We start from the raw sequence: 13286 nt of genomic DNA, 5'->3' as shown, positions 1-13286 counted from the left end.
GTGTTGACAAAGATTTTGAAAGTTGATATACTAGTAAGGTAATCGACGCGGGGATGGCGGAATTGGCAGACGCGCAGGACTAAGGATCCTGTGACCGCTTTAGGTCGTGAGGGTTCAAGTCCCTCTCTCCGCATAGGGTAAGAGTTAGCTTTTGCTAGCTCTTTTTGTTTTTCTAAAGAGGACTAGAGGAGGTATTTTGGATATCGGAAGCTATTGGCATCAAGAACTATCATTTATAGGATGGAGTTGGTTTTTGATTGCTAAAACGTGTTCTAAATATGAGGAAAGTTAGCAGTAGCTAGCTTTTTCATTTTTCAAAACATAAATCAAAAAGTTTTTTCGATTTCATAAACATTTCATATTTGGATTTTATAATAGACTTACAAATATGGAGGTGACAAATGAATCCAATCCAAAGAGCTTGGGCTTATGTCAGCAGAAAACGACTGAGAAGTTTTATTTTATTTCTGATTTTATTTGTTCTTTTAGCAGGAATTTCAGCCTGTTTGACTCTGATGAAGTCCAACAAAACAGTAGAAACAAATCTTTATAAATCTCTCAATACCTCTTTTTCTATTAAGAAGATAGAGAATGGTCAGACCTTCAAGTTATCGGACCTAGCATCCATTAGCAAGATTAAGGGACTGGAAAATGTCTCTCCTGAACTCGAGACGGTCGCAAAACTAAAAGACAAGGAAGCAGTCAGTGGCGAGCAGAGCGTTGAACGTGATGATGTGTCAGCCGCGGACAAGAATTTGGTTAGCTTAACGGCTCTGGAGGATTCATCCAAGGATGTGACCTTCACCAGCTCAGCTTTCAATCTAAAAGAAGGTCGACACCTTCAAAAAGGGGATTCAAAGAAAATCATCATCCACGAAGAGCTGGCTAAGAAGAATGGTCTTTCGCTGCATGACAAGATTCGTTTAGATGCTGGACAGTCAGAAGCTGGTAAAGGACAAACTGTCGAGTTTGAGATTGTCGGCATCTTTTCTGGTAAAAAACAAGAGAAATTCACAGGTTTGTCTTCTGACTTCAGTGAAAATCAAGTCTTTACAGACTATGAAAGTAGCCAAATCCTTTTGGGAAATGGTGAATCTCTAGTCAGTGCAGCTCGCTTTTATGTAGAAAATCCTAAGGAAATGGACGGACTCATGAAGCAGGTAGAAAACTTGTCTTTGGAAAATCAAGGCTATCAAGTCGAAAAGGAAAACAAGGCTTTTGAACAAATCAAAGACTCAGTTGCTACTTTCCAAACCTTTCTGACCATCTTCCTTTATGGGATGTTGATAGCAGGAGCTGGAGCCTTAATTTTGGTCTTGTCTCTCTGGTTGAGAGAACGGGTCTATGAAGTGGGGATTTTACTGGCACTTGGAAAAGGCAAGAGCTCGATCTTCCTACAATTCTGTTTAGAGGTAGTTTTGGTATCTCTCGGTGCTTTACTTCCAGCATTTGTTGCAGGAAACGCCATCACAACTTACCTACTCCAAACTCTACTAGCAAGCGGAGATCAGGCAACCTTACAAGACACGCTAGCTAAAGCAAGCAGTTTATCAACCAACATCCTATCTTTTGCAGAATCCTATGTTTTTCTAGTTCTGCTTAGTTGCTTATCTGTAGCTCTTTGTTTCCTATTCTTATTTAGAAAATCACCGAAAGAAATTTTATCATCTATTAGTTAAGAAGGAGAAATCATGACTTTATTACAATTACAAGACCTTACCTACCGTTATAAGAACACTGCTGAAGCAGTCCTATATCAGATCAAGTATAATTTTGAACCCGGGAAATTTTACAGTATTATTGGTGAGTCAGGAGCGGGGAAATCCACTCTCTTGTCCCTACTGGCTGGTCTAGATAGTCCTGTTGAAGGTTCTATCCTTTTCCAAGGCGAGGACATTCGTAAGAAGGGGTATTCCTACCATCGTATGCACCATATTTCCCTGGTCTTTCAAAATTATAACTTGATAGATTATCTTTCTCCACTGGAAAATATCCGCTTGGTCAACAAAAAGGCAAGCAAGGATACACTGCTTGAGCTTGGTTTGGATGAAAGTCAGATCAAGCGGAATGTTCTCCAGTTATCAGGTGGTCAACAACAACGTGTTGCTATTGCTCGTAGTTTGGTCTCGGAAGCTCCAGTTATTCTTGCAGATGAGCCAACAGGAAATCTGGACCCTAAAACTGCTGGAGATATTGTCGAACTGCTCAAATCACTTGCCCAGAAAACAGGTAAATGTGTCATCGTCGTAACTCACAGCAAAGAAGTGGCACAAGCGTCAGATATTACACTTGAATTGAAGAACAAGAAACTGACTGAAACTCGCAATACTACGAAATAATATGAGCTTTTTCTGTTAGAACTATAAAATAGAACAAAATCTAGAAAGGGAACCTATGTTACACAACGCATTTGCCTATGTTGCAAGGAAGTTTTTCAAATCGATTGTCATCTTCCTGATTATTCTCCTCATGGCGAGCTTGAGTTTGGTTGGCTTGTCAATCAAGGGAGCTACTGCCAAGGCTTCTCAGGAGACATTTAAAAATATCACCAACAGCTTCTCCATGCAAATCAATCGTCGCGTCAATCAAGGAACGCCACGTGGTGCTGGGAATATCAAGGGTGAAGATATCAAAAAAATCACCGAAAACAAGGCCATTGAGTCTTATGTGAAACGTATCAACGCTATCGGAGATTTGACTGGCTATGAACTTATTGAAACTCCAGATACCAAGAAAAATCTGACACCTGACCGTGCCAAACATTTTGGAAGTAGCTTAATGATTACAGGTGTCAATGATTCCTCTAAAGAAGACAAGTTTGTCTCCGGTTCTTATAAGCTGGTCGAAGGTGAGCACTTAACCAACGACGACAAAGACAAGATTCTCCTGCACAAGGACTTGGCAGCCAAACACGGCTGGAAAGTCGGAGATAAGGTCAAACTAGACTCCAATATCTATGATGCAGACAATGAAAAAGGAGCCAAGGAAACAGTTGAAGTGACAATCAAGGGACTCTTTGATGGTCACAATAAGTCAGCAGTAACCTACTCACAAGAACTCTATGAAAACACAGCTATCACAGACATTCACACTGCTGCAAAACTTTATGGATACACAGAAGACACAGCTATTTATGGGGACGCAACCTTCTTTGTAACAGCAGACAAGAACTTGGATGATGTCATGAAAGAGTTGAATGGCATCAGTGGTATCAACTGGAAGAGCTACACACTTGTGAAGAGCTCATCTAACTACCCAGCTCTTGAGCAATCCATCTCTGGTATGTACAAGATGGCTAATCTCCTCTTCTGGGGTAGCTTGAGTTTCTCAGTCCTTCTCCTTGCACTCTTGCTCAGCCTTTGGATCAACGCCCGTCGCAAGGAAGTGGGAATCCTCCTCTCTATCGGTCTCAAGCAGACAAGTATCTTGGGGCAATTCATCACTGAATCTATCTTGATTGCCATCCCTGCTCTCGTTTCTGCTTACTTCCTAGCCAACTATACAGCTCGTGCAATCGGAAACACCGTCCTAGCCAATGTTACTTCAGGTGTTGCCAAGCAAGCCAGCAAGGCAGCTCAAGCTTCTAACCTTGGTGGTGGTGCAGAAGTAGATGGCTTTAGCAAGACCTTGTCGAGCCTAGACATTTCCATTCAGACATCAGACTTTATCATCGTCTTTGTCCTTGCCTTGGTTCTAGTGGTTCTCGTTATGGCACTTGCCTCAAGCAATCTCCTCAGAAAACAACCAAAAGAGCTCTTGCTCGATAGCGAATAACAAACTTGCTACCTATTCTCCCCTAAATGGGGTATAATATAGGTAGCATTTTTATCTGTTTTGTCTTGATAAGGACTCTTCCTATCGGGATGAAACAGAGAAGATTTACAAGAAATTTAAAGGAATGTGAAACGTTTTTTCTATGAAAATTTTAATTGTAGAAGATGAAGAGATGATCCGTGAGGGGATTAGTGACTATTTGACGGATTGTGGTTATGAAACCATTGAGGCTGCGGACGGACAAGAAGCCTTGGAGCAATTTTCCAGCTATGAAGTTGCTCTAGTGCTACTAGATATCCAGATGCCCAAGCTCAATGGTTTAGAAGTCCTAGCGGAGATTCGTAAGACAAGTCAGGTTCCTGTCTTGATGTTGACCGCCTTTCAGGATGAGGAATACAAGATGAGTGCCTTTGCCTCTCTAGCAGATGGCTATCTTGAAAAACCCTTCTCCCTCTCCCTTTTAAAAGTAAGGGTGGATGCAATTTTCAAGCGCTACTACGATACGGGACGAACCTTTTCCTATAAGAATACTAAGGTGGATTTTGAAAGCTACAGTGCAAGCCTAGCAGGTCAAGAAGTGGCTATCAATGCCAAAGAGTTGGAAATTCTTGACTATCTGGTGAAAAATGAAGGCCGGGCCTTGACTCGGTCTCAGATAATCGATGCCGTCTGGAAGGCGACAGATGAAGTTCCCTTTGACCGTGTTATTGATGTTTATATCAAGAAACTGCGGAAAAAGCTAGACTTGGATTGCATCCTCACTGTGCGCAATGTTGGTTATAAATTGGAGCGAAAATGAAACGAACAGGTTTATTTACAAAGATATTTATCTATACCTTCTCGATTTTTAGTGTTCTGGTCGTCTGTCTTCATTTAGCCATTTATTTTCTCTTTCCCTCTACTTATCTGAGCCATCGTCAGGAAACCATTGGTCAGAAAGCGACAGCTATTTCCCAGTCCCTAGAGGGAAAGGATAGGCAAACTATCGAACAAGTGTTAGACTTGTATTCCCAGACTAGTGATATCAAGGGAGCCGTCAAGGGAGAGATGACCGAGGACAAGTTAGAAGTCAAGGACAACCTTCCTCTGGACACAGACCGCCAGACCACCTCTCTCTTTATCGAGGAGCGTGATGTGAAAACGCAAGATGGTAGCACCATGACTCTTCAATTTCTAGCTTCCATGGACTTGCAAAAGGAAGCAGAGCAGATTAGTCTCCAATTTCTTCCCTATACCTTGTTGGCGTCGTTTCTGATTTCCCTCTTGGTGGCCTACATCTACGCTCGGACTATTGTTGCCCCGATTTTGGAAATCAAGCGGGTGACCCGTAGAATGATGGAACTAGATGCTCAAGTGCGATTGCGCGTGGATTCTAAGGATGAAATTGGTGATCTCAAGGAACAAATCAATAGCCTCTACCAGCACCTTTTGACTGTTATTGCAGACTTGCATGAGAAGAATGAAGCTATTCTCCAGCTTGAAAAGATGAAGGTCGAATTCCTACGAGGGGCCTCTCATGAATTGAAAACACCTCTGGCTAGTTTGAAGATCCTAATCGAAAATATGAAAGAAAATATCGGTCGCTACAAGGATAGAGACCACTATCTGGGAGTGGCCTTGGGGATTGTGGATGACCTCAGTCACCACGTTCTCCAGATACTTTCTCTCTCTTCTGTGCAGGAATTGCGAGAGGAGAAGGAGAACATTGACCTAGTCCAGATGACACAAAGTCTAGTCAAGGATTATGCTTTGCTCGCCAAGGAGAAAGAACTTCAGATTGACAATAGTTTGACCCATCAGCAGGCTTACATAAACCCATCTGTGATGAAGTTGATCCTATCGAATCTCATCAGTAATGCTATCAAGCACTCCACTCCAGGCGGCCTGGTCCGCATTGGCGAGAGAGAAGGAGAACTCTTTATCGAGAATAGCTGTAGTCCTGAAGAACAAGAAAAACTATCCCAGTCTTTTTCTGGCAATGCTAGTCGCAAGGCCAAGGGTTCGGGGATGGGGATCTTTGTGGTCAAAAGTTTATTAGAACATGAGAAATTACCTTATCATTTTGAGATGCAAGATGATCGCTTGACCTTTTTCATACGTTATCCTAAAGTCGTGCAAGACTAAGGGAAAGAAAGGGTTTACATTGATTGGGCTAGAAGAAATTCAATCTAAAGTATGGGAAAAACTAGCTTTTTTTATTAAAAAGTGATAAAATGAACAATGTAAATGGGATGTCCCAAAAAATATATAGGAGGCCTGACAAATGGCAATCGTTTCAGCAGAAAAATTTGTCCAAGCAGCTCGTGACAACGGTTATGCAGTTGGTGGATTTAACACAAACAACCTTGAGTGGACTCAAGCTATCTTGCGTGCAGCAGAAGCTAAAAAAGCTCCAGTTTTGATCCAAACTTCAATGGGTGCTGCTAAATACATGGGTGGTTACAAAGTTGCTCGCAACTTGATCGCTAACCTTGTTGAATCAATGGGTATCACTGTACCGGTAGCTATCCACCTTGACCACGGTCACTACGAAGATGCACTTGAGTGTATTCAAGTTGGTTATACTTCAGTTATGTTTGACGGTTCACACCTTCCAGTTGAAGAAAACCTTGAAAAAGCTCGTAAAGTTGTAGAATTTGCTCACGCAAATGGTGTATCAGTAGAAGCTGAAGTTGGAACTATCGGTGGTGAAGAAGACGGAATCATCGGTGATGGTGAATTGGCTCCAATCGAAGATGCTAAAGCAATGGTTGCAACTGGTATCGACTTCTTGGCAGCTGGTATCGGTAACATCCACGGTCCATACCCTGCAAACTGGAAAGGTCTTCACCTTGACCACTTGCAAAAATTGACTGAAGCTGTACCAGGATTCCCAATCGTATTGCACGGTGGTTCAGGTATTCCTGATGATCAAATCCAAGCAGCTATCAAACTTGGTGTTGCGAAAGTTAACGTTAACACTGAATGCCAAATCGCATTCGCTAACGCAACTCGTAAATTTGCTCGTGACTACGAAGCAAACGAAGCAGAATACGACAAGAAGAAACTCTTCGACCCACGTAAATTCTTGGCTGACGGTGTAAAAGCTATCCAAGCATCAGTTGAAGAACGTATCGACGTATTCGGTTCAGAAGGTAAAGCTTAATCTAGCTGAACAATACAAATCATAAACCTGCCCATGAGGGTGGGTTTTTTGTGTGGTGGAAATAAATTATTTTTCAAGTTTAGGAGGTGGAATTTAATTTGATTCTAAGAAATTTTTTAATTTATGATAAAATAATATCAGGCTTTCAAAGGGAGGAGGAGAGTCATGAGTTCAGCGGATTTTATCTTTTTAGATGGTTATGAAAATGCAGAATTTGATATCCAAGCATTTTGTGCTTCGCTGAGAGATAGGTATTCAGGTGTGATTATAAGGGAAGAAAACGATCATGAAAAAGCCTATCGTCTTTTATGGGATTACCAAAGTCCCGAGGTCTCAGTTGAGGGTGCTTTGAATCGAAAAAATGATGTCTTCGTTATAAACTACTTTGATTCAAAAAATCGGTTACAAGATTATGCCGCCTATATCCTCTGGCTTCGGGAATGGTTTCCATCAGATCAGAAGGTTCTCTTTTGTGATGAGGGCTACACGAAGATATTTCCTCTTCCTCACGACATATCTACAAAGGAGATTGAAATGAAACTTCATAATGAAGGATAAAAAAGTGAATCGAATAGATTCATTATTGAATTTCAAAGTATCAGAAGGAATCATTTGAGGCGACAAAGGTCACCTTTTTGTGTACTGTTGAAGTTGATTAAAGATAGTGAAATTTTTATCGTATATGTATAGCAATGTTGCATCGTATTGGAAAGGTTTTCGTGCTATAATATTAATTAACAATAAAATTTAGTACATCAAAAATTACTAGAGATGTGGGATGTGAGGTTTAAGATGAGACAAGCAGGACAATTTGATTGGGTAGATTTTTATAAAGAATTTGCGTTTAAACTTGTGAGCTATAAAGAGAAAAGGGCAGAGCTCATTCAAAAGGTTAAGGCAATTTATCAAATGACGGGCATTTCAATGCCAACCTTGGACAAGGACAACAATATCATGGATATTGACCCTTTTACAATTTTTGGTCTATTCAATAAAGGATTGAAAGATGAAAATCGGATTAAAATTTTGACTGCTATTGCAGAATTATTCGAATTATCCCATGACATTCCAACTACGTTCGACAGTATTCCTGTTCTTAACACACAGAATGCAACCTACTATCTTTTTTATGCAGATAGAGGGGATAGCGATATTGATGATTTGTGGGAGCTTTTTATAGCAGCATTAGCTTATTCTGAAGATCCATCATCTGAGAATAAGGAGATTTTCTCAGGATATTTTGATAAAGTCATCAATAGAAAAAATAATGGCAATGCTAAAATTACGATGGGTTTATATTGGATTGCCCCAAATTCATTTCTGAATCTAGATAGTCGAAATAGATGGTATATTTACGAATCCGGGAAATTACCTCTAGAATTAGTCCATAAACTCCCAAAGGTGAATTCGAAAGTTTCAGCATCAGACTATTTTTCTATTGTTGACTCACTTAAAAACTATTTAGATAGTCCACAATCTGAATTGAAAAACTTCAAGGAATTGTCTTTTGAAGCTTGGAAGTATTCTGAACAGGTGAATAAAGAAGAACAAGCGAAAAAAGAAGTTAGTGAGAGTTCAGCACCTAGATACGATCTACCATCTGAAGACACTAAAAAATCAGAAAAAGTGGATACTAGCTATACAAGGGAAGATTTTCTAAAAGAAGTTTTTGTGTCAGCAGAGGATTATGATCGATTGGCAACGATTCTTCGCCTTAAGAAGAACATCATATTGGAGGGGGCTCCGGGTGTTGGAAAAACATTTACTGCTGATCGACTAGCTTACTCACTGATGGGTGAAAAAGCGATCGATAGGGTAAAGATGGTTCAGTTTCACCAAAGTTACTCGTACGAAGACTTTATTATGGGATTTAGACCTTCTGCCAGTGGTTTTGAACTAAGAAAAGGTCCCTTCTATCAATTTTGTAAACAGGCTGAGGGCGATGAAAGCAATGATTATTTCTTTATCATTGACGAAATTAATCGAGGAAATTTGAGCAAAATATTTGGTGAATTGTTTATGCTTATCGAAATGGATAAGCGAGGAAGAGATCTACAGCTTCTTTATTCGGATGAACAATTCTCAATTCCGGAGAACTTATACATTATTGGTATGATGAATACTGCCGATCGTAGCTTAGCCATGCTAGATTTTGCTTTGAGACGAAGATTTGCATTTTTTGAGTTGAAACCAGGATTTGATTCGGATGGCTTCAAAGAATATCAATCACACTTGAAGAATGAAAAATTTGATGCATTAATAAATACTGTGAAGCATCTAAATGAAATCATCGCTTCTGATGAAAGTTTAGGAGAGGGTTTTTGCATAGGCCATAGTTATTTTTGTAATCTAATACCGAATAGTATCGACCAACAAGTTCTTTCGAGTATTGTAGAGTATGAACTGATACCTCTTTTAAAGGAGTATTGGTTTGATGAACCTAGCTTAGTTAAAGAATGGAGTGGCAATCTAAGGAGTGCGATTAAGTGATACCGATAAAGAATGTTTATTACATGCTGACTTATGCTTTTAAGGTTCTTAAGGGGCAAGGATATCAGAAACTTGCCACAGAGGAGTTTCATCATACGGCTGATTTGATGAGTGCTGTCTTGGCCAAAGGAATTGCCATACAGCTTAAGAGAGGACTGGGAAAGGAATACCTTGCTCAAGTAGAAGAACTCTCTACACTAAGGGGAAAAATTGAGATTGCAGAGTCAATCAAAAGTCAATGTACTCTTGGGAAGAAAATATTTTGTACTTATGAAGAGTTTTCAGTAAATAATAGGATGAACCGTATTATAAAATCAACGGTCAATCTTCTGTTGAAAGCAGATATCTCCAAGGATAGGAAGAAAGAATTGCGGAAATTGATGGTTTATTTCCGTGATGTTGAACCGATTGATTTGGAAACTGTTAACTGGAATCTGCAATACAACAAAAATAATCAATCTTATAGAATGATGATTGCCATTTGCTATTTAGTGGTAAAAGGTTTATTGCAAACAACATCAGATGGTAACATGAAGATGATGAGTTTCTTAGATGAGCGACGAATGAACAGATTGTATGAAAAATTTATCCTTGAGTATTATAAAAAACATTATCCAGAATTAAATGCGAATGCAGCACAGATACCGTGGGCGTTAGACGATGGTATCGGTGAGATGCTCCCTATCATGCAAAGTGATATTCAGCTTCAAAAAGAGAATTCTATCTTGATTATTGATGCTAAATACTATAAAAGTACAACTCAAATGAATTTTAAAAAGTATTCTCTCCACTCCAACAATCTTTATCAGATTTTTACATATGTCAAAAATAGAGAATACCAAAATCAAGAACATGGTAGCAAAGTGTCGGGAATGTTGCTCTATGCAAAGACAGATGAAGTAGTTCAACCAGATAATGTTTATCAAATGCACGGTAATCAAATCAGTGTTCAGACTTTGGACTTAAATCTTTCCTTTAAAGAAATAGCGAATCAATTGGATACCATTGTTGTATCACATTTTGGAAATGTAAAAAAGTTCCGATGAAGCAGCGGAGAGTGAATCTAGTCGTTTTCAAGATATTCGATCACTGGGATATTCTATGCTTTCTTTCCTATCCCACAAAAAACACTTGTTTTCCCTTCTTAATTACTTTATAATAGAGTGTTACTGAGGCCTTCTAATGTGATAAAGAAGGCAGATTTTAGGAGATGAGAAATTGGCTTTTTGTGTTTAGAGGACACGGTTTGTTGATTTCTTACTAAGGGGAGATAGATATGGCAATGATAGAAGTGGAACATCTTCAGAAAAATTTTGTGAAGACAGTTAAGGAACCGGGCTTGAAGGGGGCTTTGCGTTCTTTTATTCATCCTGAAAAGCAGACATTTGAGGCAGTCAAGGATTTGACCTTTGAGGTGCCCAAGGGGCAGATTTTAGGGTTTATCGGCGCAAATGGTGCTGGGAAGTCGACAACCATCAAAATGCTGACAGGAATTTTAAAACCGACATCTGGTTTTTGTCGGATTAACGGCAAGATTCCACAGGACAATCGTCAAGACTATGTCAAGGATATCGGGGTTGTCTTTGGACAACGCACCCAGCTATGGTGGGATTTGGCACTGCAAGAGACCTATACGGTCTTGAAAGAGATATACGATGTGCCAGACTCGCTCTTTCATAAACGCATGGATTTTTTGAATGAAGTCTTGGATTTGAAGGAATTTATCAAGGATCCCGTGCGAACTCTTTCACTGGGGCAACGGATGAGGGCGGACATTGCGGCTTCCTTGCTTCACAATCCCAAGGTTCTCTTTTTAGATGAGCCGACCATTGGTTTGGATGTTTCGGTCAAGGACAATATTCGTCGGGCAATTACTCAGATCAATCAAGAGGAAGAAACAACCATTCTCTTGACCACTCACGACCTGAGCGACATTGAGCAACTCTGTGATCGAATTTTTATGATTGATAAGGGGCAAGAGATTTTTGATGGAACGGTTAGCCAGCTCAAGGAAACCTTTGGCAAGATGAAGACTCTTTCCTTTGAACTGGTACCAGGTCAAAGTCATCTTGTCTCTCACTATGAAGGCTTGTCTGATATGACCATTGATAGACAAGGAAATAGCCTCAATATTGAATTCGATAGTTCCCGCTACCAGTCGGCCGATATTATCAAGCAAACCTTGTCTGATTTTGAGATCCGCGATTTGAAGATGGTGGATACCGATATTGAGGATATTATCCGTCGCTTCTATCGAAAGGAGCTCTAAGATGGTTAAATTGTGGAGACGTTATAAACCCTTTATCAATGCAGGGATTCAGGAGTTGATTACCTATCGAGTCAACTTTATTCTCTATCGAATTGGCGATGTTATGGGGGCCTTTGTCGCTTTCTATCTTTGGAAGGCAGTCTTTGATTCCTCGCAAGAGTCTTTGATTCAGGGCTTCAGTATGGCAGATATCACCCTCTACATCATCATGAGTTTTGTGACCAATCTTTTGACTAGGTCGGATTCTTCTTTTATGATTGGAGAGGAGGTCAAGGATGGCTCCATTATCATGCGTTTATTGCGACCAGTGCATTTTGCGGCCTCATATCTCTTCACCGAGCTTGGGTCTAAGTGGTTGATTTTTATCTCTGTTGGACTGCCATTTTTAAGTGTTATTGTCTTGATGAAAATCTTATCAGGACAAGGAATTGTAGAAGTGCTGGGATTAACCATCCTTTATCTCTTTAGCTTAACCCTAGCCTACCTAATCAACTTTTTCTTTAATATCTGCTTTGGATTTTCAGCCTTTGTGTTTAAGAATCTATGGGGTTCCAATCTACTTAAGACTTCCATAGTGGCCTTTATGTCTGGGAGTTTGATTCCTTTGGCTTTCTTTCCCAAGGTGGTTTCAGATATTTTGTCCTTCTTGCCTTTCTCATCTTTGATTTACACGCCAGTCATGATCATTGTTGGGAAATACGATGCCAGTCAGATTCTTCAGGCGCTTTTGCTCCAGTTTTTCTGGCTCTTAGTGATGGTGGGCTTGTCTCAGTTGATTTGGAAACGAGTCCAGTCTTTCATCACCATTCAAGGAGGTTAGTATGAAAAAATATCAACGCATGCATCTAATTTTTATCAGGCAATACATCAAGCAAATCATGGAATACAAGGTGGATTTTGTGGTTGGTGTGCTAGGAGTTTTTTTGACCCAAGGCTTGAATCTCTTGTTTCTCAATGTCATCTTTCAACATATCCCATCACTAGAAGGTTGGACTTTTCAAGAAATCGCTTTTATCTATGGATTTTCCTTGATTCCCAAGGGACTGGACCATCTCTTTTTTGACAATCTCTGGGCACTGGGGCAACGATTGGTGAGAAAGGGAGAGTTTGATAAGTATCTGACTCGTCCTATCAATCCTCTCTTTCACATCCTAGTCGAGACCTTTCAGATTGATGCCTTGGGCGAACTCTTGGTCGGTGGCATTTTACTAGGGACAACAGTATCAAGTATTGCTTGGACTCTTCCAAAATTCTTGCTTTTCCTAGTTTGTATTCCTTTTGCGACCTTGATTTATACTTCCTTGAAAATCGCTACTGCCAGCATCGCTTTTTGGACCAAGCAGTCAGGTGCTATGATTTACATTTTTTATATGTTTAATGACTTTGCTAAGTACCCGATTTCCATTTACAACTCGCTTCTTCGTTGGTTGATTAGCTTTATCGTACCTTTCGCCTTTACGGCCTATTATCCTGCCAGTTATTTCTTGCAGGAAAAGGATGGGCTCTTTAATATCGGTGGTTTGATGTTGATTTCCCTTGTTTTCTTTGTTATTTCTTTAAAACTCTGGGATAGGGGCTTGGATGCCTACGAAAGTGCGGGTTCGTAAG

The 13286-nt window shown here is 40.0% G+C and carries 12 protein-coding genes and 1 tRNA gene; all 13 read left to right on the top strand.

Annotated elements, in window-relative coordinates; all coding sequences use genetic code 11:
• Nucleotides 1-47: 47 nt before the first annotated feature.
• Nucleotides 48-133 (top strand) — tRNA-Leu (locus D8803_RS02710).
• 268 nt (nucleotides 134-401) lie between these two features.
• The gene (locus D8803_RS02705) at nucleotides 402-1679 is read left to right on the top strand and encodes an ABC transporter permease (protein WP_131200164.1); all 1278 of its coding nucleotides are present in this window, start codon (nucleotides 402-404) and stop codon (nucleotides 1677-1679) included.
• 12 nt (nucleotides 1680-1691) lie between these two features.
• Nucleotides 1692-2339: an ABC transporter ATP-binding subunit Vex2 gene (vex2, locus tag D8803_RS02700; RefSeq protein ID WP_131200163.1), complete on the top strand. Its 648-nt coding sequence runs from the start codon at nucleotides 1692-1694 to the stop codon at nucleotides 2337-2339.
• A 55-nt stretch (nucleotides 2340-2394) separates the two neighbouring features.
• Nucleotides 2395-3774: an ABC transporter permease subunit Vex3 gene (gene vex3 / locus D8803_RS02695; RefSeq protein ID WP_131200162.1), complete on the top strand. Its 1380-nt coding sequence runs from the start codon at nucleotides 2395-2397 to the stop codon at nucleotides 3772-3774.
• Between the two features lie 142 nt (nucleotides 3775-3916).
• A complete protein-coding gene (gene vncR / locus D8803_RS02690; protein ID WP_131200161.1) occupies nucleotides 3917-4573 on the top strand; it encodes a response regulator transcription factor VncR in 657 nt (218 codons plus the stop codon).
• Nucleotides 4570-5898: a sensor histidine kinase VncS gene (gene vncS / locus D8803_RS02685; RefSeq protein ID WP_131200160.1), complete on the top strand. Its 1329-nt coding sequence runs from the start codon at nucleotides 4570-4572 to the stop codon at nucleotides 5896-5898. The genes vncR and vncS overlap by 4 nt, the downstream gene beginning before the upstream one ends.
• A gap of 139 nt (nucleotides 5899-6037) precedes the next feature.
• The gene (locus D8803_RS02680; RefSeq protein ID WP_001019005.1) at nucleotides 6038-6919 is read left to right on the top strand and encodes a class II fructose-bisphosphate aldolase; all 882 of its coding nucleotides are present in this window, start codon (nucleotides 6038-6040) and stop codon (nucleotides 6917-6919) included.
• Nucleotides 6920-7084: 165 nt separating this feature from the next.
• Nucleotides 7085-7477, top strand: a complete 393-nt coding sequence (locus D8803_RS02675) for a hypothetical protein (protein ID WP_038804920.1) — start codon at nucleotides 7085-7087, stop codon at nucleotides 7475-7477.
• A gap of 234 nt (nucleotides 7478-7711) precedes the next feature.
• Nucleotides 7712-9409 carry an AAA family ATPase gene (locus D8803_RS02670; protein WP_061417308.1) on the top strand — a complete coding sequence of 566 codons (1698 nt, stop codon included), beginning with the start codon at nucleotides 7712-7714 and terminating at the stop codon, nucleotides 9407-9409.
• Complete coding sequence (gene mcrC / locus D8803_RS02665; protein ID WP_061417306.1) at nucleotides 9406-10455, top strand: 5-methylcytosine-specific restriction endonuclease system specificity protein McrC; 1050 nt, start codon at nucleotides 9406-9408, stop codon at nucleotides 10453-10455. Before D8803_RS02670 ends, mcrC begins: the two co-directional genes overlap by 4 nt.
• 230 nt (nucleotides 10456-10685) lie before the next feature.
• A complete protein-coding gene (locus D8803_RS02660) occupies nucleotides 10686-11678 on the top strand; it encodes an ATP-binding cassette domain-containing protein (RefSeq protein WP_131200159.1) in 993 nt (330 codons plus the stop codon).
• Between the two features lies 1 nt (nucleotide 11679).
• Entirely contained in the window at nucleotides 11680-12498 is an 819-nt protein-coding gene (locus D8803_RS02655; RefSeq protein WP_131200158.1) for an ABC transporter permease, read from the top strand.
• A gap of 1 nt (nucleotide 12499) precedes the next feature.
• Nucleotides 12500-13285, top strand: a complete 786-nt coding sequence (locus D8803_RS02650; RefSeq protein WP_131200157.1) for an ABC transporter permease — start codon at nucleotides 12500-12502, stop codon at nucleotides 13283-13285.
• The last annotated feature ends 1 nt before the right edge of the window (nucleotide 13286 follow it).

This window comes from Streptococcus oralis (assembly GCF_003943385.1).
Lineage (GTDB): Bacteria > Bacillota > Bacilli > Lactobacillales > Streptococcaceae > Streptococcus > Streptococcus oralis_CA.
Note: the sequence above shows the minus strand (reverse complement) of the source record. Positions and strands in the feature narration are given on the sequence as shown.